General features: G+C 61.0%; 25 protein-coding genes. 9 read left to right on the forward strand and 16 right to left on the reverse strand.

Translation table 11 applies throughout. From position 1 onward, the window contains the following. Positions 1 to 288, reverse strand: coding sequence for a hypothetical protein (locus LO50_RS12525; protein WP_173425597.1), 288 nt, complete (start codon positions 286 to 288; stop codon positions 1 to 3). Positions 289 to 421: 133 nt separating this feature from the next. Between LO50_RS12525 and LO50_RS12530 the strand changes: the two genes are divergently transcribed. Continuing rightward, on the forward strand, positions 422 to 1,375 hold the full coding sequence (locus LO50_RS12530; RefSeq protein ID WP_044315216.1) for a LysR substrate-binding domain-containing protein: 954 nt from the start codon (positions 422 to 424) through the stop codon (positions 1,373 to 1,375). Next, a complete protein-coding gene (locus tag LO50_RS12535; RefSeq protein ID WP_044315217.1) occupies positions 1,360 to 1,566 on the forward strand; it encodes a DUF2905 domain-containing protein in 207 nt (68 codons plus the stop codon). Before LO50_RS12530 ends, LO50_RS12535 begins: the two co-directional genes overlap by 16 nt. 135 nt (positions 1,567 to 1,701) lie before the next feature. Here LO50_RS12535 and pdxJ read toward each other — a convergent pair whose 3' ends face one another. From pdxJ to rpoE, 12 genes are all read right to left on the reverse strand, one after another. Next, complete coding sequence (gene pdxJ, locus LO50_RS12540) at positions 1,702 to 2,448, reverse strand: pyridoxine 5'-phosphate synthase (protein ID WP_044315218.1); 747 nt, start codon at positions 2,446 to 2,448, stop codon at positions 1,702 to 1,704. Beyond that, positions 2,441 to 3,130 (reverse strand): DNA repair protein RecO, encoded by a 690-nt coding sequence (gene recO, locus LO50_RS12545; RefSeq protein ID WP_014819524.1) that lies wholly within the window; start codon positions 3,128 to 3,130, stop codon positions 2,441 to 2,443. The genes pdxJ and recO overlap by 8 nt, the downstream gene beginning before the upstream one ends. A 48-nt stretch (positions 3,131 to 3,178) precedes the next feature. After that, positions 3,179 to 4,090, reverse strand: a complete 912-nt coding sequence (era, locus tag LO50_RS12550) for a GTPase Era (protein WP_044315219.1) — start codon at positions 4,088 to 4,090, stop codon at positions 3,179 to 3,181. Further along, a complete protein-coding gene (gene rnc / locus LO50_RS12555) occupies positions 4,083 to 4,772 on the reverse strand; it encodes a ribonuclease III (RefSeq protein WP_003302298.1) in 690 nt (229 codons plus the stop codon). The genes era and rnc overlap by 8 nt, the downstream gene beginning before the upstream one ends. Further along, on the reverse strand, positions 4,769 to 5,146 hold the full coding sequence (locus LO50_RS12560; RefSeq protein ID WP_041014721.1) for a DUF4845 domain-containing protein: 378 nt from the start codon (positions 5,144 to 5,146) through the stop codon (positions 4,769 to 4,771). Before LO50_RS12560 ends, rnc begins: the two co-directional genes overlap by 4 nt. A 92-nt stretch (positions 5,147 to 5,238) precedes the next feature. After that, positions 5,239 to 6,093, reverse strand: coding sequence for a signal peptidase I (lepB, locus tag LO50_RS12565; RefSeq protein WP_003293584.1), 855 nt, complete (start codon positions 6,091 to 6,093; stop codon positions 5,239 to 5,241). Between the two features lies 1 nt (position 6,094). Next, the gene (gene lepA / locus LO50_RS12570; protein WP_003293585.1) at positions 6,095 to 7,894 is read right to left on the reverse strand and encodes a translation elongation factor 4; all 1,800 of its coding nucleotides are present in this window, start codon (positions 7,892 to 7,894) and stop codon (positions 6,095 to 6,097) included. Between the two features lie 189 nt (positions 7,895 to 8,083). After that, the gene (locus tag LO50_RS12575) at positions 8,084 to 9,499 is read right to left on the reverse strand and encodes a DegQ family serine endoprotease (protein WP_023443961.1); all 1,416 of its coding nucleotides are present in this window, start codon (positions 9,497 to 9,499) and stop codon (positions 8,084 to 8,086) included. Between the two features lie 35 nt (positions 9,500 to 9,534). Further along, complete coding sequence (locus LO50_RS12580) at positions 9,535 to 9,987, reverse strand: SoxR reducing system RseC family protein (RefSeq protein WP_044315220.1); 453 nt, start codon at positions 9,985 to 9,987, stop codon at positions 9,535 to 9,537. Further along, a complete protein-coding gene (locus LO50_RS12585) occupies positions 9,984 to 10,928 on the reverse strand; it encodes a MucB/RseB C-terminal domain-containing protein (RefSeq protein ID WP_044315221.1) in 945 nt (314 codons plus the stop codon). Before LO50_RS12585 ends, LO50_RS12580 begins: the two co-directional genes overlap by 4 nt. Positions 10,929 to 10,936: 8 nt before the next feature. Further along, positions 10,937 to 11,524 carry a sigma-E factor negative regulatory protein gene (locus tag LO50_RS12590; RefSeq protein ID WP_014819517.1) on the reverse strand — a complete coding sequence of 196 codons (588 nt, stop codon included), beginning with the start codon at positions 11,522 to 11,524 and terminating at the stop codon, positions 10,937 to 10,939. A gap of 31 nt (positions 11,525 to 11,555) precedes the next feature. Further along, a complete protein-coding gene (gene rpoE, locus LO50_RS12595; protein ID WP_003282114.1) occupies positions 11,556 to 12,137 on the reverse strand; it encodes an RNA polymerase sigma factor RpoE/AlgU in 582 nt (193 codons plus the stop codon). Between the two features lie 349 nt (positions 12,138 to 12,486). On the opposite strand from rpoE, the gene nadB reads away from it, so the two are divergent. Beyond that, on the forward strand, positions 12,487 to 14,103 hold the full coding sequence (gene nadB, locus LO50_RS12600) for an L-aspartate oxidase (protein ID WP_042926723.1): 1,617 nt from the start codon (positions 12,487 to 12,489) through the stop codon (positions 14,101 to 14,103). On the opposite strand, the gene LO50_RS24160 is transcribed toward nadB, so the two are convergent. Then, complete coding sequence (locus tag LO50_RS24160; RefSeq protein WP_080902107.1) at positions 14,072 to 14,527, reverse strand: protein YgfX; 456 nt, start codon at positions 14,525 to 14,527, stop codon at positions 14,072 to 14,074. The two genes, nadB and LO50_RS24160, sit on opposite strands and share 32 nt — an antisense overlap. After that, on the reverse strand, positions 14,511 to 14,765 hold the full coding sequence (locus LO50_RS12605) for an FAD assembly factor SdhE (RefSeq protein ID WP_014819515.1): 255 nt from the start codon (positions 14,763 to 14,765) through the stop codon (positions 14,511 to 14,513). The genes LO50_RS24160 and LO50_RS12605 overlap by 17 nt, the downstream gene beginning before the upstream one ends. 147 nt (positions 14,766 to 14,912) lie before the next feature. Between LO50_RS12605 and ygfZ the strand changes: the two genes are divergently transcribed. The 3 genes from ygfZ (at position 14,913) to LO50_RS12620 (ending at position 17,459) form a co-directional block, all read left to right on the forward strand. Beyond that, positions 14,913 to 15,860 carry a CAF17-like 4Fe-4S cluster assembly/insertion protein YgfZ gene (ygfZ, locus tag LO50_RS12610; protein ID WP_023443965.1) on the forward strand — a complete coding sequence of 316 codons (948 nt, stop codon included), beginning with the start codon at positions 14,913 to 14,915 and terminating at the stop codon, positions 15,858 to 15,860. 109 nt (positions 15,861 to 15,969) lie between these two features. Further along, positions 15,970 to 16,806: an HDOD domain-containing protein gene (locus LO50_RS12615; protein WP_014819513.1), complete on the forward strand. Its 837-nt coding sequence runs from the start codon at positions 15,970 to 15,972 to the stop codon at positions 16,804 to 16,806. 137 nt (positions 16,807 to 16,943) lie between these two features. Next, on the forward strand, positions 16,944 to 17,459 hold the full coding sequence (locus tag LO50_RS12620; RefSeq protein WP_044315222.1) for a DUF4142 domain-containing protein: 516 nt from the start codon (positions 16,944 to 16,946) through the stop codon (positions 17,457 to 17,459). Positions 17,460 to 17,493: 34 nt separating this feature from the next. On the opposite strand, the gene ung is transcribed toward LO50_RS12620, so the two are convergent. Further along, positions 17,494 to 18,189: a uracil-DNA glycosylase gene (ung, locus tag LO50_RS12625; protein ID WP_014819511.1), complete on the reverse strand. Its 696-nt coding sequence runs from the start codon at positions 18,187 to 18,189 to the stop codon at positions 17,494 to 17,496. A 251-nt stretch (positions 18,190 to 18,440) separates the two neighbouring features. Between ung and LO50_RS12630 the strand changes: the two genes are divergently transcribed. The 3 genes from LO50_RS12630 to LO50_RS12640 all read left to right on the forward strand — a co-directional run. Next, on the forward strand, positions 18,441 to 19,685 hold the full coding sequence (locus LO50_RS12630; RefSeq protein ID WP_044315223.1) for an ABC transporter substrate-binding protein: 1,245 nt from the start codon (positions 18,441 to 18,443) through the stop codon (positions 19,683 to 19,685). A 156-nt stretch (positions 19,686 to 19,841) separates the two neighbouring features. Next, the gene (locus LO50_RS12635; protein WP_044315224.1) at positions 19,842 to 20,660 is read left to right on the forward strand and encodes an enoyl-CoA hydratase; all 819 of its coding nucleotides are present in this window, start codon (positions 19,842 to 19,844) and stop codon (positions 20,658 to 20,660) included. Positions 20,661 to 20,718: 58 nt separating this feature from the next. After that, the coding region (locus LO50_RS12640) for an enoyl-CoA hydratase/isomerase family protein (protein WP_044315225.1) at positions 20,719 to 21,510 on the forward strand (792 nt) is incomplete at its 3' end.

The following is a 21,510-nucleotide window of genomic DNA, read 5'->3' on the forward strand; positions in this document are numbered from 1 at the left end:
TCAACGAGCGGCCCGGGCAGCGCTGGGGCGCTTGCGTCGCTGCGCTACCAATTGACGCAACGGTGTATTAGCCATCTCCCCGAGACAGCGCCGATCCAGATCGCGCGACGCCAGCTGCCGATCATCCAGCTTCAACAACTGCCGATACAGGCGTCGCTGCCGCCAGGCGCGAAACCAGTCATGCAGGCTGCGCTGCAGATCCAGCGGCCACATGGCCGGCATGTAGAAGTCCGGTAGCTGCGGATCGGACTGTTGTCGTACATGGGTATCGCGTCGTTCACCAGACATGCTCACCTCCGCTTGGCTCTCGGTGGCCACGGGCTTGTGGCGCCACCGGTTGCCAACAGGATGAGCGGGCATCAGTCGTTCAAACAAACGACTAATATGAAAGCCTGTGTTCAGAAAAACTGAAGCCTTTCCTATGCCCGAGCCGCTTGAGCAATCCACTATCCCTTCGACGCCCCTACTGGAAAGCGATGTCCTGCGCACCTTTGTCGCCATTGCCGAGAGCGGCAGCTTCACCCGCGCCGCCGGACAGATCTATCGCAGCACCTCGGCGGTCAGCATGCAGATCAAGCGGCTGGAAGAAACCCTCGGGCGCTCCCTGTTTGTCCGCGAGGCGCGGCAGGTGCGCCTGACACCGGCCGGTGAGACGCTGCTCGGCTATGCCCGACGCCTGCTCAAGCTCAACGAAGAAGCCATTGCGCACTTCCTCCAGCCAGCGCTGCAGGGTCGCGTGCGCTTCGGAACGCCGGCGGATGTCGGGACGCGCATTCTGCCCGGCCTGCTGGCGTTGTTCGCCCGCAGCCATCCCGGCGTCGAAGTGGATGTGTCGGTCGCGCGCAGCATCGATATGATTGAGCGCATTGACGCAGGCGAACTGGACCTCGCCCTGGTCACCGTCGGCAATCTTGGCCAGGACGATTCGCGAGGCGAGCCGATTCATAGCGAACCGCTGGTCTGGGCCGGTCGCACCGGTGGTGTCGCCGCGCTGCGCACGCCGCTGCCGCTGGCGCTGGCCAGCCCTGATTGCGCCTGGCGGCGACAGGCACTGGATGCACTCGACCGCATCGGCCGCAGCTACCGAGTGGCCTACTCCAGCGAACAGACTTCGGGACAGGAGGCCGCGATGATTGCCGATCTCGCCATCGCGCCCTATCCATCAAGCCTGATTCGCCCGCCCCTGCAGCGTCTCGACGGGCAGTATGGGTTGCCACAACTGGGCGAGTATCAGATCAAGCTGCTCCGTGGCAGCAATCGCAGCGAAGCCGTTGAGGTGCTGGCCGCACAGGTGATCGCCGCCTTTGTCGAATACCGCACACGACCGGCGAAGCGAATGGAGCGAAACGAGGAGATCAAATGGCACGCTGGTTGATCGTGGCGGGCGCTGCGCTGCTACTGCTCGGCATCGCTTGGCACTACTTCCCATGGCTGCTGAACTGGTTCGGTCGATTGCCCGGCGACATCCGCATCGAGTCCGAACGCAGCCAGGTGTTCATCCCGATCACCTCGATGGTGATCCTCAGCGTGGTGTTGACCGTACTGATCAACCTGCTGCGCCGCTGAGGGCTCTGCAGGTGGAGTACGGCGCCCCCCGCACTAGCGTGGGAGCGGGCTTGCCAGCAGATGACACCCGGCGCTACCTCACCAATCGGAGTCTGCCCGCCGCGTGTCATCGCGGCTGAAACACTCCCGATTCTTTCAGCCCCGCGCCGCCGCACTCAGGATCAGATGCTTCATTTCCTTGACCGCCTGCTTGAAGCCGACGAACAGCGCATGGGCAACGATGGCATGGCCGATATTCAGCTCGTTGACGCCTCGGATCGCCGCGATGGCTTCGGCGTTGTGGTAATGCAGGCCATGGCCGGCGTTGACGATCAGGCCGTGGCTCAGACCGGCCTCGACACCGTCGCGAATGCGCGCGAGCTCGCAGGCCCGCTCGGCAACGCCGTCGGCGTCGGCGTAGCGCCCGGTGTGCAACTCGATAGCCGGTGCGCCGACACGTGCGGCCGCCTCGATCTGCCGCGGGTCGGCATCGATGAACAGCGAGACTTCCGCACCGCAGCCACGTAGACGCTCGACGGCCTCACGAATGCGTGCTTCCTGCCCGAGCACGTCCAGCCCACCCTCGGTAGTCAGCTCCTGACGCGTTTCCGGGACCAGGCACACGTGCTCCGGACACAGCTGCTCGGCGAATGCGAGCATCGCCTCGGTGACCCCCATCTCGAAGTTCATCCTCGTCTGCAGCGCGTCCTTCATCATCAGCACATCGCGTTCCTGGATATGCCGGCGATCCTCGCGCAGGTGCACGGTGATGCCATCGGCGCCGGCCTCTTCCGCATCCAGAGCAGCCTTGACCGGGTCCGGATAGCGGGTGCCGCGGGCCTGACGCAGTGTGGCGACGTGGTCGACGTTGACGCCGAGCAGAATTCGATTGGCTTCAGTCACGCGGGGCCTCCTTCAGATTCATGAACAATTCGCGGCTGACCAGCGGTCGACCGCCCAGATGGGGAGCCAGGGCCTGGCGCATCAGCCGCTTGGCCGCGGCCAGCGCCCCCGGAACCTGCCAATCGGCCTCGGCCATGGCCAATAGTTCCGCGCCGTTGAACAGCCCCGGCTGAAATCCCGCGACCGGCTCCAGGCCGGCGTCGGGCAGTAGGTGATAGAGCCGCTGCGGGTCAATCGGCTGGCCGGCGATGTCCACATCGAGGGCAAAACCATAGCCCAACTCGCTGAGCAGCCGCCATTCGAAGGCACGCAGCAGCGGCTCCAGCGGCCGATGTGCGGCCAGGGCCGGCAGTGTCGCGACGTAATGATCGAATAGCGCGGGGTGCGCGTCTTCGGCAGGCAGCAGGCGAATCAGCAATTCGTTGAGGTACATGCCGCTGAACAGCGCCTGGCCATCGAGCCAGTGCGCAGGGCCGGCGCTTTCGAGACGGGCAACGGTCTTCAGCTCGGACTTGCCGCGCAGCTCGACCTCCAGCGATACGAAGGGGCGGATCAGACTGCCGGCCTTACCACGCGCGGCACGCATGACAGCACGCAGCCGGCCCTGCGGGGTGAACAGGTCGACCAGCGCGCTGCTTTCCTTGTACGGGCGACTGTGCAGAACGAACGCAGGTTGGTGCATGGCAGCCCAGAAGGTGCGCGATGCGCACCATTGATTGCGGGTCGGCGCTTACTGGTAGCCCAGCGAATGCAGCGCACGCTCATCGTCGGACCAGCCACCCTTCACCTTGACCCACAGGTGCAGCATGACCTTGGAATCGAACAGCACTTCCATATCCTTGCGCGCTTCCTGGCCGATACGTTTGATGCGCTCGCCCTTGTCGCCGATGATGATCTTCTTCTGCCCGTCACGCTCGACCAGAATCAGCGCATGGATGTGCAACACGCGGCCTTCCTGCTTGAAATCCTCGATCTCCACGGTGATCTGGTAAGGCACCTCGGCGCCAAGCTGTCGCATGATCTTCTCGCGCACCAGCTCGGCGGCGAGGAAACGACTGCTGCGATCGGTGATCTGGTCCTCCGGGAAGAAGTGCTCACTCTCGGGCAGACGATCGGCGACCAGTTTTTCCAGCGTTTCCAGGTTCTGTCCGTGCTGCGCCGAAATCGGCACGATCTCCGCGTTCGGCAGCTGCTCGACCAGCCAGCGCAGGTGCGGCAACAGCTCGGCCTTGTCCTCGACACGGTCGGTCTTGTTGACCGCAACGATCAACGGTCCGGTAACGTACTGCACACGCTCGAGCACGGCCTGGTCTTCGTCGGTCCAGCGGGTGCGGTCGACGACGAAGATCACCACGTCGACATCCTTCAATGCCGAGGCAGCAGTGCGGTTCATGTAGCGGTTGAGCGCCGTCTCGCCATTCTTGTGCAGCCCCGGCGTGTCCACATAGACGGCCTGAACGCTGCCCTCGGTCTTGATGCCGAGCATGTTATGCCGCGTCGTCTGCGGCTTGCGCGAGGTGATCGCCAGCTTCTGGCCAAGGATGTGGTTGAGCAGCGTCGACTTGCCGACGTTCGGCCGGCCGACGATCGCCACGTAACCGCAACGGCTGACGTCTTCGGATTGCAGCTGTTCGTCAGTCATGTCCGTTCTCCACGCCCAAGGCGATCAATGCGGCTGCCGCGGCAACCTGTTCGGCAATTCGGCGGCTAGCGCCCTGCCCGTGGGTTTTCTCGTTCAGCAAAGCGACCTGACATTCGACGAAGAAGGTGCGGCAATGCGGTTCGCCTTGAATATCCACCACCTCGTAACGCGGCAGTTCACAGGCACGCGATTGCAGAAATTCCTGCAGCCGGGTCTTCGGGTCCTTGTTGGTATCGACCAGTGTCAGGCCTTGCAGCTCGTTAGCCAACCAGGCGACGACCCGCTCGCGAGCAACGTCCATGCCCGCGTCCAGATAAATGGCACCGATCAGCGCTTCGAGGGTGTCGGCCAGGATAGATTCGCGGCGGTAACCGCCGCTCTTGAGCTCACCGGAGCCCAGGCGCAAATATTCGCCGAGCTCGAATCCACGCGCCAGCACCGCCAGCGTCTCGCCCTTGACCAGACGCGCGCGCAGACGCGACAGCTGCCCCTCACGAGCTTGCGGAAAATGATTGAACAGCGCCTCACCGGCAACGAAATTGAGAATGGCGTCGCCGAGAAACTCCAGACGCTCGTTGTTGCGTCCGGCATAGCTACGATGGGTCAGGGCCAGGAGCATCAGCTCCTGATCCTTGAATTGATAACCGAGCCTGCGCTCGAGACGGGCTAACGAAGTGCTCACGGCATCCTTAGGCGATATTCTTTATCGAAGTTCGCCACCAGATCGAGATTGCGGATCAGCGGCTCGCGTTTTTCGTATTTCAGGTGCGCCCTGAATTCGTTGTTCTGGATCTCGACCTTCAGCGCTTCCTTCAGGTCGATGTTCTGGATGCCGTTTACCTGCATCCCCTTGCTGACATGACTATAGAACTCCCCGACGCTCTGAATCTCAAGCGCTTCGTCGGTTTCCACGGACTGGATGATCTTGTCCATGGACATGTAATCGAAGTAATGCGGGAACATTTTAAATCCCGTGCTGGCCACAAACGCCACGATTGCCAGGACCATGATCCAACTCAGCATGGACAGCCCTTTTTGCGAACGCGCAAAACTCATGTCGACCTCTATGTCGTTACGATACCCACCGATCGGGGCAGGACAAATATAGCGAGCCCGGTTCGCTCAGCGACGGCCGCAATTCACAGCTTTCAGTGAATCAGGCCCACGCGGGAGAAATTCGGCAGATTGCTGAGCTTCGGATCAGGCCAGCTCATCCAGACGGCGAACGCCTTGCCGACGATGTTACGGTCCGGGACCATGCCAGCCAGCTCCGCGGGAATCGACTCGTCCTGCCAATAGCGGCTGTCATTCGAGTTATCGCGATTATCGCCCATCATGAAATAGTGCTCAGCCGGCACGGTCCACTGGCGGCTCGGCTCGATGCGATAGCGGCCCATTTCCTTGCGAATCAGGTGCTCCATCTCGCCCAGCTTTTCCCGATACAGCACGGCGCTGCCCAAGCTGCCCGGCTCCTCGCCGACCAGTGTCTCGGCAACCGGCTGATCGTTGATGAACAGCCGACGATCGCTGCTGTAGCGCACGGTGTCGCCAGGCAGGCCGACGACCCGTTTGATGTAGTTGATGCTCGGTTGATTCGGATAGCGGAACACCATGACGTCGCCACGCTTCGGGTCGCTGACTTCGATCACCTTGGTATCCACTACCGGCAGGCGGATGCCATAGGCGAACTTGTTCACCAGAATGAAATCGCCAACTTCCAACGTGGGGATCATCGAGCCGGAGGGAATCTGGAACGGCTCGACCAGGAACGAGCGCAGCACCAGCACGATGGCCAGCACCGGGAAGAACGACTTGCCGTACTCGATCAGCACCGGCTCCTTGTTCAACGCCTCAAGGGTCGATGGATCGATTTCCCCGGTGCGCCCTTCGTAGTTGGCGATCGCAGCCCGGCGGCGGGGGGCGAAGAACAACAGGTCGCTCAGCGCCAACAGGCCGCAGACAGCCACGGCGATAACCAGCAACAACGGGAAATTGATCGACATATCAGCTGTCCACCTTCAGCACGGCGAGGAACGCCTCCTGCGGGATTTCGACGTTGCCTACCTGCTTCATGCGCTTCTTACCGGCTTTCTGCTTTTCCAGCAGCTTGCGCTTACGGCTCACATCGCCGCCGTAGCATTTGGCCAGAACGTTCTTGCGCAACGCCTTGACCGTACTGCGGGCAACGATCTGGCCGCCGATGGCCGCCTGAATCGCCACATCGAACATCTGACGCGGGATAAGCTCCTTCATCTTCTCGACTAGGATGCGGCCCTTGTAGTGGGCATTGTCGCGGTGGACGATCAGTGCCAACGCGTCGACCTTGTCGCCGTTGATGAGGATGTCCAGGCGCGTCAGGTTGGCCGACTGGAAACATTCGAAGCTGTAGTCCAGCGAGGCGTAACCGCGGCTGCACGATTTCAAGCGATCGAAGAAGTCCAGCACCACCTCGCTCATCGGCAGGTCGTAACGCACCTGCACCTGACTGCCGAGGAACTGCAGGTCGCGCTGCACGCCGCGCTTCTCGATACACAGCGTGATGACGTTGCCCAAGTGCTCCTGGGGCACAAGGATGTTGGCGCGCACGATCGGCTCGCGCATGTCCTCGACGGAGGACATGTCGGGCAGCTTCGAAGGGCTGTCGACGTAGATGGTGTCGCCGTTCTTCAACAGCAACTCGTAAACAACCGTCGGTGCGGTGGTGATCAGATCCAGGTCGTACTCGCGCTCGAGGCGTTCCTGAATGATCTCCATATGCAGCATGCCGAGGAAGCCGATACGGAAGCCGAAGCCCAACGCGTCGGAGCTTTCCGGTTCGTATTGCAACGCGGCATCGTTGAGGGTCAGCTTCTGCAGCGCTTCGCGAAAATCCTCGAAGTCGTCCGAACTGACCGGGAACAGACCAGCATAGACCTGCGGTTTGACGCGTTTGAAACCGGGCAGCATCTCCACGTCCGGCGTGCTCGACAGTGTCAGCGTGTCGCCCACCGGAGCGCCGAGAATGTCCTTGATGCCGGCGATGATGAAGCCCACCTCGCCAGCCTTGAGGTCTGCCGTGGCGGTGTGCTTGGGGTTGAACACGCCGACACTGTCCACCTGGTGGACCTTGCCGGTGGATTTCACCAGCACCTTGTCGCCCTTCTTGATACGACCGTGGCGAACCCGTACCAGCGATACGACGCCCAGATAGTTGTCGAACCATGAGTCGATGATCAACGCCTGCAACGGCGCCTCGACATCGCCGGTCGGCGGCGGGATCACCGCGACCAGGCGCTCGAGCACCTCGTCCACGCCCATGCCGCTCTTGGCGCTGCAGGCCACCGCGTCGGTCGCATCAATGCCGATGATGTGCTCGATCTCTTCCTTGACCTTGTCCGGATCGGCCTGTGGCAGGTCCATCTTGTTCAGCACCGGCATCACTTCCAGGCCCTGTTCGATCGCCGTGTAGCAGTTGGCTACCGATTGCGCCTCGACGCCCTGGCCAGCATCGACTACCAGCAGCGCACCCTCGCACGCGGCCAGCGAGCGACTGACTTCATAGGTGAAGTCGACGTGGCCGGGCGTATCGATGAAATTCAACTGGTAGGTCTTGCCGTCGCGCGCGGTGTAATAAAGCGTGACGCTGTGGGCTTTGATGGTGATGCCGCGCTCGCGCTCGAGATCCATCGAATCCAGCACCTGGGCTTCCATTTCACGCTCGGTCAGACCACCACACATCTGGATAAAACGGTCTGCCAGGGTCGACTTGCCGTGATCGATATGGGCGATGATGGAAAAATTGCGGATATGACTCAGGTCACTCACAGCTCAACACTCGGAATAGTCGCGGGCCGATTGCCCGCCGAAAATAGCCGCGAAGTGTAACTGATCAACCCTTGCAGTGCCACGCACAAGCCATCCGCAGCTGATGAGCAACGCAACGGACGTACTGTTACGTCTTGAAAATGAAAAAGGGCGGTAATAACCGCCCTTCCAGATTCACCAGCCAGCGTCTTATTCAGCGAGCTTGAAAGTAATGAAACTCGCACGCCCCTGGCGCAGAACTCGCATCGAAACAGATCGATTCTTCGGCAACTGCTCAGCCACTCGAGCAAATGTTGCCGCCGAATTGATCGCCTGATTATTCAGATGGGTGATGACATCGCCCGGGCGCAGCCCAATCATCGCAGCCGGCCCGTTGAGAATCTCAGTGATCACCACGCCGCCCGGTAAATCCAGGCTCTTCTTCTGCTCATCGGTCAGCTCAGTGACTTTTACACCCAGGCGGTTATCGCTGCGTTCCTGGCCGCCACCAGAGGCTGCCACGGATTCGCCCTCTTCCGGCATGGCGCCGATCTTGACGTCGAGCATCTTGCGATCACCGTCGCGAACCACTTCCATTCGTGCGGAGCTGCCAGGCTTGAGTGCTCCGACCAAATGAGGCAGATCAGCAGACATGACAATCGGCTTGTCGTTGAGGCTCAGAATCACATCACCGACACGCAGGCCACCGCGCGCTGCCGGACCGCCATCCATAACCTGAGCCACCAGGGCACCCGCTGGACGCTCAAGACCAAAAGACTCAGCCAGGTCCTTGTTGACTTCCTGGATGACCACGCCAAGCCAGCCCCGACTCACCTTGCCTTCGGTTCGCAGCTGATTGGCAACATCCATTGCCACATCGATCGGAATGGCGAAGGACAGCCCCATGAAGCCACCGGAGCGCGTGAATATCTGCGAGTTGATGCCAATCACCTCACCGTCGAGGTTAAACAGCGGACCACCGGAATTACCCGGGTTGATTGCCACGTCGGTCTGAATGAACGGCACGTAGCTCTCATTGGGCAAGCTGCGGCCAGTCGCACTGACAATGCCGGCGGTCACCGTATGATCGAAACCAAACGGCGAGCCAATGGCGAGCACCCACTCCCCTGCTTTCAGCTCATCAGAACGGCCAATCTTGACGGTCGGCAGTCCCTTGCCCTCGACCTTCAGCACCGCCACGTCGGAGCGCGGATCGGCACCGATAAGCTTGGCTTCCAGCTCGCTTCGATCCGGCAGACGAACGATGATTTCGTCGGCATCGGCAACCACGTGATTGTTGGTCAGGACATAACCGTCTTCGGAAATGATGAAACCCGAACCGAGCGACTGCGCTTCACGCTGCTGGCCGCGACCCGGGGCGCCCGGCATCTGTGGGATGCTGTGTTCGAAGAACTCGCGAAAAATCGGCGGCAGCCCTTCGAGTTCCGGCATCTGCGCAGTCGCACCGCGGCTCTGCACCTTCTGCTTGGTGCTGATATTGACTACCGCTGGCGAGGCACTTTCGACCAGCGGCGTGAAATCAGGCAATTCCGCCTGGGCAACGACAGCGTGGCCCAGCAATGCCAGGCCCGCCACGAAGGCGAAGCAGCTGTTTCGATTGAACATGACTACAAGTCTCCCCACTGACAAAACAAGGAAGCTCAGGGACTCGCAGGCCCCGCGAGCATGGCGCGCAAAACCACCGGCTGCAGATTCGGGTCAGCTGCGCTACGGCGGCTTCGCATACGCACGAATAGCCAGGAAATGAAGAAGCCCCCGAGACCTGCCAGAATAACGATCGGCTCACGCGTCGACAGCTGAGCGGCCAGCGAAGCGGCCGCCATCAGCACGATAAGAGGGAGAAGATAGACAAGGACGGCACCACGCAGCAACACGTCCTCGCGGATGCCCACAACGACACCGTCACCGACCTGCAGGTGGAGATCGCAGAGCGCTCTGATGAGGCCGCGCTGTTCGCGAACACCGAGGGTATCCATCAAGCCTTGGCCACAGCCACTCTTCGCGGAACAGCCAGAGCAGGTAGTCTTGCGCCGAGTCTCGACCCATACAGCGCCGACATCCAGCGCGACTACCCGCCCAGGCTCTTCGATCATCGTTGTGCCTGTTCCGAACTGGCTCGCATGGACAGGGCAACCCGCTCAGCCGTACCAAGTGGAATCTCGCCCACCACGGTCACCATGACATCGCCATCCGCAGTACTGATGCGCTTAGAGACCGCGACGGTAGGCCCCATCTGGCTTCGCGCGTCCTCAACCAAGGCGCCGCGCAGCGGCTCCAGAAACACGGAAAACTTCGCTAGACCATCACCGTAGGACAACCAGGAAACAGTTTCGGAAGAGGCGGGACTAGGTCGTTCGTTGGCATCCAGTAGCGTGAAGCCGGAAGGCAACCAGTCGGAGCGCCAGGGCGATGTAGGATTCGCCTCGCGCCGGTTCACGGTCACTGGATTGCAATCGGCGCCGGGCTTCAGTTGCTCGGCAGATACACTGCCAGCCGTGAACTGGGTGAATTGGAAACGCTCGAGCAGCTGCCCTTTCTCGTTCAGCATCAGCGACTTGAGGGGCAATGCGGTATCTTGGTCGAGATGCAGTTCGAAGCCGTAACGGTGCTGATCCTTCGGCACGACAGCCAGCGCCACGGCAGGGCGGCCAGCAACTCTTGAATCCCCGATCTCACGGAATTCGTACCACTCGGAGAGTGCTTTCGGATCGAGACGCTGCCCGTGCCAGGCTTGCGCTTCACGCACTTGCGCCGCGAGGTCATCGGTAGCGCATTGCATCTGACCATTTACCAGCAGAACTTCAGCCGGAGCTCCGTCAAGCTGAAGCAATCGCTCCTGCACTTGACCTTCTTCGACCTGCTGCCACACGGCATGACTGGAAAAGCTACCATTGCGTTCGTAGACGAACGTACCGGTATAACTCTGTTTCTGCTCTGCCGCCGCAAGTCGCTCCATCCAGGACTCGGCATCAGCAGCAAGGGCCGGCATCGATAGCCAGCCCCCCATCACCACATACAGCGGTAATACGCGCATGTTTCTCCCTAACGTTCTTCCATGCTGGCCGCGCGAGCGTAAGGCAGCGCGCTCTCCGATCCATTACCAAAGGCAGCTTGCTGGGCATGCTGACGAACATATGAAGGCAGACGCTCTTCGTGCCAGCGCTCTACCGGAGCGCCATCTGCCGCTGCCTGTGCAGGCGCTTCGGTTTGCTCACTGTAACCAGCCAGAACCGCCGGCCCTTGACTGGTCTGCGGAACCGAAATACTTGGTTGCGGAGCCTGCTGCGCTAGCTGCGGACCAGCAACCTCATTCTGATTGTACAGACGTACACCGGCCAGAACAGCGACTGTAACCGAAGCAGCCACTGCCAGCCGGCCGAGGCCTTTCCATCCGTTACGTTGCGCCTTGACCGGCGCGGCTTCATCAGCCAACGCAGCCGATACCGCAGAAGCGATATCCAGGCGCGGCTCGATCAACTCCTTGTGCATGGCGGCACGGGCAAGTTGATAACGCGACCAGGTAGCACGTAGCTCCGGGTTGTCGCCTGCGAGCATGCGACGTAATTCCAACTCGTCCGCTTCGTTATCCATCACCGCGGACAGCGATTCATGCAGGGCTTCACGACTCATGGCGGTTCCTCTCTTGGCTGTCGCCGCTGTCTCAGGATTCATGCAACAAGGGTTGCAATGCTTTATCTATGGCTTCACGTGCCCGGAAGATCCGGGAACGCACTGTGCCCACCGGACACTGCATGACGCTCGCAATGTCTTCATAACTAAGACCATCAAATTCACGCAGTGTTAGAGCCGTACGCAAATCTTCTGGCAAAAGTTGAATGGTTCGATGAACGGTATCTTCAATCTCATCCCTGAGCAGCGAGCGTTCCGGTGACTCGATGTCCTTGAGAGCGTGATCGCCCTCATAAAACTCGGCGTCCTCGGAACTCACATCACTATCCGGCGGGCGTCTGCCGCGCGCCACCAGATGATTCTTCGCCGTATTGATGGCGATGCGGTACAGCCAGGTGTAGAAAGCGCTGTCACCGCGAAAATTGGCGAGTGCGCGGTAGGCTTTGATAAAAGCCTCTTGGGCAACATCCTGAGCTTCATGAGAGTCATGCACGAACCGCACGATCAACCCAAGGATCTTGTGCTGGTATTTCATTACCAGCAGATCAAACGCCCGCTTGTCACCACGCTGCACTCGTTCAACCAGCTGCTGGTCCTGCTCCTGAGTCAACATGAACGCTCCTCCTCGGTAGCGGAGTAGCGTCGCTCACACCAGCGAACCGACCTGCCAGAATAGACCCGGGCTTTACGCAAAAGTTCTCCCCCCTCCTAGCAAGCTATCCTGCAATACCTGACGGCGATTGCACCACAGCGTTGCGCCATTGCTGACGACGCCGTCCTGGTGTCCATAGCAAACTCGCACCGCCCATTCACGATGGCCAGCTGGTTTGCATTCATAACTGCCTATTGAGCCACTCCGCGAAGGAAAAGTTCCCTTCGTTAGAAGACAAACACACAGTCGCCTATTTTGGCGCTACATCCCGTCTATATACTAGGGCTCGTTTTTCCCGCCGGAATTGGACATGAACCAGGTTCTACGATACGACGTGCTGGTCATCGGCAGCGGTGCCGCCGGCTTGACCTTGGCACTCAACCTGCCGACCGATCTTCGCATCGCCGTTCTCAGCAAGGGCGATCTCTCCAACGGCTCCACCTACTGGGCCCAAGGTGGCGTCGCCGCAGTACTGGATACGACCGACACCGTAGAGTCACATGTCGCCGACACCCTCATCGCCGGAGGAGGCCTGTGCCGCGAAGACGCCGTCCGTTTCACGGTCGAGCACAGCAACGAGGCCATCCAGTGGCTGATCGAGCAAGGGGTGCCCTTCACGCGGGACAATGCCCCGGATCGCGAAGACGGCAGTTTCGAATTTCACCTGACTCGCGAGGGCGGCCATAGCCATCGGCGCATCATTCACGCAGCCGACGCCACTGGCGCAGCCATTTTCAACACGCTGCTTGGCCAGGCCAGAAAGCAGAGCAATATCGAGCTTCTACAGCAGCGCGTTGCAGTCGACCTGATCACCGAACACAAACTCGGGCTGCCGGGCAGACGCTGCCTGGGCGCCTATGTGCTCAATCGCAGCACCGGCGAGGTCGAAACCTTCCAGTCACGATTCGTCGTACTGGCTACCGGCGGCGCGGCCAAGGTTTACCTGTACACCAGCAACCCGGACAGCGCGTGCGGCGACGGCATTGCCATGGCCTGGCGAGCGGGCTGCCGCGTCGGCAATCTGGAATTCAACCAGTTCCACCCTACCTGCCTCTATCACCCGCAAGCGAAGAGCTTTCTGGTGACCGAAGCCCTGCGCGGGGAAGGTGCCTTGCTCAAGCTGCCTAACGGCGAGCGTTTCATGCCGCGTTTCGATGCCAGGGAGGAACTCGCCCCGCGCGATATCGTCGCACGCGCAATCGACCACGAAATGAAGCGACTGGGCATCGACTGCGTCTACCTCGATATCAGCCACAAGCCTGCCGAGTTCATCAAAAGCCACTTCCCCACCGTCTACGAGCGCTGTCTGGAATACGGCATCGACATCACCAGCCAGCCGATTCCGGTGGTGCCCGCAGCGCACTACACCTGCGGCGGCGTAGTCGTGGACCAGGCTGGACGCACCGATATCCCGGGCCTCTACGCCATCGGCGAGACCAGTTTCACGGGCCTGCACGGCGCGAACCGCATGGCCAGCAACTCGCTGCTCGAATGCTTCGTCTACGGCCGGGCAGCCGCTCAGGATATCCTGCGCGAACTGCCCCAAGTCACCAACGCAGCAACGTTACCTGCATGGGACGCCAGCCAGGTGACCGACTCCGACGAAGACGTGATCATCGCGCACAACTGGGACGAGCTGCGGCGCTTCATGTGGGACTACGTCGGCATCGTCCGCACCAACAAACGGCTGATGCGCGCGCAGCACCGAGTGCGCCTGCTGCTGAGCGAGATCGACGAGTTCTACAGCAACTACAAGGTCAGTCGTGACTTGCTCGAACTACGCAATCTGGCGCTGGTTGCAGACCTGATGATTCGCTCGGCTATGCTGCGCAAGGAGAGCCGAGGACTGCACTACACCCTCGACTACCCGGAGCTGCTGCCGCAAGCGGTCGACACTATTCTGGCGCCGCCCACCTACGTCGACTGAACTTGAGCCGCACCCGCAGTCGACGATGCTGCTCTCGCGGTAGTGCGTCGCGGGGCACGCAGATGCTGCCAGCTAACCGCCGGCCCGGCACGCGAAAACGCAGCACGACTATCAGTGGCAGCGCCAGGCTGTCAGGCAGCAACTGAACTGCCTGCCATCCTTGCCGCTCGCTCCACAGGTGCCAGCCCGCAGCATCGTGGCGCAGGCCAGACCAGGCATCCCGACTGGACAGTAGAATCCCGCGCGGCAACACCCACAGCGCGTGGGTCAGACAAAACAGAAGCGCTATCAGCTGCAACCATAGCGGCGCAGCCGACAGCACGATGGCGGCCAGGCCGAGCGCCTGAACCCCGAGATAGAGTGTCAACAACCAGCTGGACGGCTGCCAGCGACACTCGAATGATTGATTACTTAGGCTGGACACGATCGAGGATCATGCGAACCATGCGCCGCAGGTCCTCATCCTCGGGCTCGCCGCGCTGCATGAACCAGCCGAACATGTCCTGATCCTCGCAACTCAGCAGCTTGCGATAGCGGTGCTGATCTTCCTCATCGAGACCTGGATAGACCTCCTTGACGAAAGGCACCAGCAACACATCCAGCTCCAACATGCCGCGACGGCTTTGCCAAAACAGACGATTGAGTTCGGATTGCTCAGCCATACATCGGCTCCTTTTGAGAAGGCGCGCATTATAGCGGCTGCACCGAACTCATCAGTCGCTTTTTTCGTCGAGCTGCAAACCCGTCATCACGCAACCGTTTCCGTCGGGCTGCTATGATGCCCACCCGGATTCTGACGACGACCAATCATGACCGACACTGCTTATTTTTGCGTTCTGTCGCATGAAGGCGTCCTTGCCGTACGCGGCCCGGATGCCAGCAAGTTCCTCCAGGGTCAGCTGACCTGCAACCTCAGCTACCTCACCGCCGAGACATCCAGTCTGGGCGCACGCTGCACGCCCAAGGGGCGCATGCAGTCGAGTTTCCGCATCGTGCTGGATGGCGACGGTTACCTGCTGGCGATGGCCAGTGAGCTGCTGCAACTGCAACAAGCCGATCTGAACAAGTACGCCGTATTTTCCAAGTCCCGCCTGAACGACGAGAGCGCCGACTGGTGCCGATTCGGTCTTGCGGGCGGAGACGGCTCGCTGGTCAGCCTGGGCCTGGATCTGCCGCTGACCGCCGACAGTGTGGTGCGGAGCCACGGCATGATCGCGATCCGTCTGCAGGATGGCCGCGTTGAGCTCTGGACCCCAGGCGCCGACGCCGAGCAGGTTCGCACGCGCCTGGCCGCGCAGCTTCAGGAAGCGCCGGTCAATCGCTGGCTGCTGGACCAGGTTCGCGCCGGCATCGGCCAGGTATTCGGCAGCACTCGCGAGCTGTTCATCCCGCAGATGATCAATTTGCAGGCGCTGGGCGGCGTGAGTTTCAAAAAGGGCTGCTATACCGGCCAGGAAATCGTCGCGCGCATGCAGTATCTGGGCAAACTCAAGCGCCGCCTGCAGCGGCTGTTGATCGAAGGCAGACAGGACGAGCTGCCCGCTCCGGGCGTTGAGATTTTCTCGCCGGTGCATGGCTCCAGCGTCGGTGAGGTCGTGCTAGCCGCCAGTGACACCGACCGAATCGAGCTGCTGGCCGTACTGCAGGAGGACGCCGCCGCTGACGGCCGCCTGTATCTGGGCTCCCCGGACGGATTGCCGATGAGCCTGCTCGAGCTTCCCTACAGCCTGAATGCGGACCTGGAAATTCAGCGCTAGTGCGAACCGGAGCCAGAAAGCAAATACCTGAGAGGCGCACCATGGACCACGGGAAAGCACCCTGACCTGAAGCGCCCTAGCGACACTGACCGACACATAAAGGAATGACATGAGCACCCTTGCCGAGAAAGTCCAGCGCGATCTGACGCTCGCGATCGAGAACGATGAATTGGTTCTACCTACCCTGCCGGAGGTGGCATTGCGCGTCCGCGAGGCGGCCGAGGACCCGGACATCAGCATTCCGGCACTGAGCAAGGTGATAGGCGCCGACGCAGCCCTCGCCGCACGCATCATCAAGGTGGTCAACAGCCCGCTGCTGCGTACCAGTCGCGAGATCGACGATCTGCAGATGGCGGTCAGCCGTCTCGGCATCAATTACACCTGCAACCTGGCCACAGGCCTGGCGATGGAGCAGATGTTCCAGGCGACCACCGATGTCGTCGATCGCAAGATGCGCGAGGTCTGGAACAAGAGCACCGAGGTCGCCGCCATCAGTCATGTGCTCTGCCGTCACTACACACGATTGATGCCTGATCAAGCGACCCTCGCCGGACTGGTCCATCAGATCGGCATATTGCCGATCCTGACCTACGCAGAAGAGCACAGCGCCCTGCTATCGGACTCGTTCAGCCTCAATCACGTCATCGACAAGATTCACCCGATGGTGGGTGAGAAAATCCTGCGCACCTGGGATTTCCCGGAGGCAATCGTGTCGGTGGCTGGTCAGTACACCGATTTCCAGCGCAATTCGGCCGCAGTCGATTATGTAGACGTGGTGCAAGTCGCCACCCTGCAGAGCTATATGGGCACCCAGCACCCTTACGCGCAGCTGGACTGGAGCGAGGTTCCCGCCTTCGCCAAGCTGGGGCTCGATCCGAGCGAACTGATGCAGGAGGACGAGGACCTGTCTGCCGCCATGGACGCAGCCATGAGCATGCTTCAGTAAGCACCGAACACCGTTCGCCCGAAAGCGAGGAACCGTCCCTATGGCACCTAGTCACAAAAAGGGACGGCAATCTCGCCGCATCGCGCCTTGTGTCTGCCTCCCGGCCAACACAAGTCAGGTGAAGAAAGGAGAACGCAATGACCAGAGCAACCAAAACAATTTTCTCGGGCGCATTCGCCTTGCTGTTCGGAGTAGCGGCTAACCTGGCGCTTGCCGCCGAAGGCGAAAACTTCGTCGATGAGGCTTCGGCCAAAGGTATTGCAGAAATCGAAACGGCGAAGATGGCCCTGAACAAGGGTACGTCGGAGGATGTGAAGCAATTCGCCCAGATGATGATCGACGACCACACCAAGGCCAATCAGGAGCTTGCGCAACTGGCGCAGGCCAAAGACCTGGAAATGTCCGACGAGGCCACGCTGATGGACAAGGCCAAAGCCATGATCCTGAAGCTGCGTGATGGCGAGAATTTCGACGAAGCCTACGCCAACAATCAGGTCGTCGCTCACGAGCAGACCATCGAGATGTATCAGGACTACGTGGAGGGTGGCGAGAACGCCGACCTGAAGCAGTTCGCTCAAAAAACGCTGCCGAAGCTGGAAGAGCATCTCAAGCAGGCCAAGGATCTTCAGGCCAAGCACGGCGCCAAAGACTGACCAAAACCTAGCCCGATACCGCCTGGGTGTCGGGCTAAACCTCAGCCGGAAGTTGCCAGTCGATCACCTGCATCCCCTGCTGCCTGAGAAACTGGTTGGCGCGACTGAAGTGACCGTTACCGATGAATCCGCGGTGCGCCGAGAGGGGCGAAGGATGCACCGACTTCAGCATCAGATGCCGCGTGGCGTCTATCAGTTTCGATTTGGATTGCGCATGGGCGCCCCAAAGCATGAATACCAGGTGCGGACGCCGCTCGCTGACCACCTCAATGATTCGATCGGTGAATAGCTGCCACCCCGCTTTGGCATGCGAACCGGCGACACCCTGTTCCACGGTGAGCGAAGTATTGAGCAATAGCACGCCCTGTTCTGCCCAGTGCTGCAGATAGCCATGCCGAGGGATATCAAGATTCAAGTCGCGCTTGAGTTCCTTGAAGATGTTCTGCAGTGACGGCGGTGGTGCCACGCCCGGCTGTACCGAAAAGCAAAGCCCATGGGCCTGACCGGCACCGTGGTAGGGGTCCTGCCCAAGGATCACTACCTTGACCTGATCGAGCGGCGTGGAATTGAGCGCGTTGAAGATCATCGGCCCCGGCGGAAATATCACCTTGCCCGCAGCCTTCTCTCGCCGAAGGAAAGCGCCAAGCTCAAGCATGTATGGCTTGTCGAACTCCTCGCGCAGCGCTTCTTTCCAGCCAGCCTCCAGCCTGATGCGATCGTCTTGAGTCATGAGCTGTTTCCGGATGGCGTAGCCGCCGAACCCTAAAAAACGCCATCATGGTTGTCAACCGCAAACCGGCGAAATCACGGCGTCACCGCAAGATCCACCCTCCCTCCTTTAGTCATAATCGCACCTGGCTCACGTACTGACGCCGGCGCTGCCTTCGAGCAGCACATAAAGAGTGACGCACGCACCGGCGGCAGGGTAAAAAAGCTAACTGCCAATAAACCAATAACAAAAGCTATAACAAGGAACATGCTATGAACCGGATCACCCTTCTGGCGCTAGGGCTGGGGTTCTGTCTTACGGCTCAGGCTGCTGACCCCATCACGCTCGGCCTCAATTACCCCCGTACCGGCAGCTACAAGGAAGAAGGCCTTGCACAAATGCGCGGAGCCTTGTTGGCAATCGACGAGATCAACGAGGCGGGCGGCGTTCTGGGCCGCCCGCTACGCCTGATCAGCCGCAATACCGCATCCCGCCCCGAAAAGGCCGTTGCCAACGTCGACAAGATGGCGGATGAAGGCGTCGCCATGCTGTTCGGCGGCGTATCCAGCGCGGTGGCCATTGCCGCGAGCAAGCGCGCCAAGGAGCGGGGGCTGCTCTACTTCGGCACCCTGACCTACTCCAACGACACAACTGGCAAGGATGGCCACCGTTACATGTTCCGCGAGTGCAATAACGCATGGATGAGCGCGCGGGTGCTGGGGCAGTATCTGAACGACAAAATGCCCGGCAAGACCTACTTCTACATCACCTCCGACTATACCTGGGGCCACACCAGCGAGAGCTCGCTGCGCCAGGCGACCGGCACCGTCGACCAGAACAAGCACCAGGGGGTCAAGACGGCCTTCCCCGGCGCGCGCCTGTCCGACTACCGCGCGGCGCTGGAAAAGGCGGCCAACAGCGGTGCCGAGGTCCTGGTATTGGTCCTGTTTGGCGAAGACATGGTGCGAGCCATGCGTATCGCCGACGAACTCGACTTGAACAAGAAGATGCAGATTGCGGTTCCCAACCTGACGCAGTCCATGGTCGAACTCGCCGGCCCGGACATCATGCGCGGCGTGCTCGGCACCGAGCCCTGGACCTGGCGCGTACCCGAGCTCGAAGGTTCCGAACGCGGCAAGGCATTCGTGCGCGACTTCGGTGAGCGTTACCAGACGCACCCATCGAGCTCTGCCGCCTCGGCCTACAGCATCGTCTATCAGTGGGCAGATGCCGCCACTCGCGCCAAGAGCATCGGCAGTGAGCAAGTCATCACGGCCCTGGAAAACCACAGCTACAGCCTGCTCAAGGATCAGCAGCAGTGGCGCGAGTTCGACCACCAGAACGTGCAGACCGTCTACGCCATTCAGGTAAAACCACGCGAAGAAGTGCTCAAGGATCGCTTCAAGCAGGACTATTTCGAGATCGTCCACCGTTTATCCGGCGAGCAGGCTGCGCCGTCGCTGGCCGAATGGCAGGAAGAGCGTCGCGCGGGCGGGCAGCCGGCTAGGCTACAGTGACAGAACGATGGAGCAACTGGGACAGTAGCCGGGCGCTCCATCGGGTCGTCTGACCGACCGGAACGCTGCAACCTCGCTGCATTGAAGGACTCTCAAGAGGAGCGACGTTACCGGTCGCTCGTCAGCGGAGCCCTGAAACGCACGAGGATTTCGACCATGAGCACTGCAGTAGAGCCCTACCAAGCCGGTGTCTTCGACCTGACCCACAAGCTGACCGTGGAAAAGCATGGTCACACCGCCCTCATCACGATCAACCATCCGCCTGCCAACACCTGGGACCGCGAGTCACTCATCGGGCTCAAGCAGATCATCGACCATCTGAACCACGATGACGAAATCTACGCACTGGTGATCTGCGGTCAGGGCGAGAAGTTCTTCAGCGCGGGTGCGGACCTGAAACTTTTCGCTGACGGCGATCGCATCCGAGCCCGGGAAATGGCCCGCCGCTTTGGCGAAGCCTTTGAGGCGCTGCGCGATTTCCGCGGTGTCTCCATCGCTGCAGTCAACGGATTCGCCCTTGGCGGGGGCTTGGAATGCGCACTGGCCTGCGACCTGCGCATCGCCGAGCAGCAGGCGCAAATGGGCTTGCCGGAGGCATCGGTGGGCCTGCTGCCCTGTGCGGGCGGCACCCAGGCACTGGCCTGGCTGGTGGGCGAAGGCTGGGCCAAACGCATGATCCTCTGTGGCGAGCGCATCACGGCAGAAACTGCGCTGCGCATCGGACTGGTGGAGCAGGTGGTCGAGCCCGGCCAGTCGCGTGGCCACGCATTGATGCTCGCATCCCGGGTCGCGCGGCAAAGCCCTGTTGCGGTGCGTGCCATCAAGCCGCTGATCGATGCGGCCCGTAAACGTGTGCCCAATACGCTTGCCGCCGCCGAGCGCGAGGCCTTCGTCGAGCTGTTCGAGGCCGACGACACCCTGGAGGGTGTCAATGCGTTCCTCGAGAAGCGCGACCCTCGCTGGCGCAACCGATGACCGCCGTACCAAACGCAGCCTTACAGGACCTGCCCACCGATCCGGCGCCGAGGATTACATGCACGTCACCTTCGAAGAACGCCCCGCCCTGCATGGCATGCGAATAGCCATTGTCACCCTGAACACCGCGCAGCAACTCAACGCCTTGAGCCTGCCGATGATCGACGCACTGCTTGACCAGCTTGGCCGCTGGGCCAACGAGCCGGCAGTCGCCTGCGTGCTGTTACGCGGGAACGGTGCCAAGGCGTTCTGCGCCGGTGGCGACGTACGCCGCCTTGCAGAGGCCTGCCGAGGCGAGCCCGGAACGGTGCCGGCCTTGGCCGAGCGTTTCTTTGCCGACGAGTACCGCCTCGTCCACCTGCTGCACCATTACCCGAAGCCGCTGATCTGCTGGGGCCATGGCTACGTGATGGGCGGCGGTATGGGGCTCCTGCAGAGCGCGACGATCCGCATCGTTACACCGGATAGTTGGCTGGCGATGCCGGAAGTCGCCATCGGCCTACATACGGATGTCGGCGCGAGCTGGTTCCTTCCTCGCCTGGCTGGCAAGCTGGGTCTGTTTCTGGGCCTCACCGGCACGCGGGTGAATGCCCGCGATGCACTGGACATCGGTCTTGCCGACCGCTGCCTGATGGACGAGCAACAGCCCGAACTCATCGAGGGGCTGGTCCAGATCAACTGGCAGGACCAGGCGCACAGCCAGCTGCACAGTCTGTTGCGGGCCTTGTCCAGGCACGCCACTGCACAGCTGCCCGCACCCAGGTTGCTGCCACGACGAGAGCGGATCGATGAACTGCTGGACGTGGCTGAGCTCGCGCATGCATGGCAGGCCTTGGCCGCGTTGCAGGAT

Origin of the sequence: Stutzerimonas stutzeri, from assembly GCF_000935215.1 — a bacterium.
GTDB lineage: Bacteria > Pseudomonadota > Gammaproteobacteria > Pseudomonadales > Pseudomonadaceae > Stutzerimonas.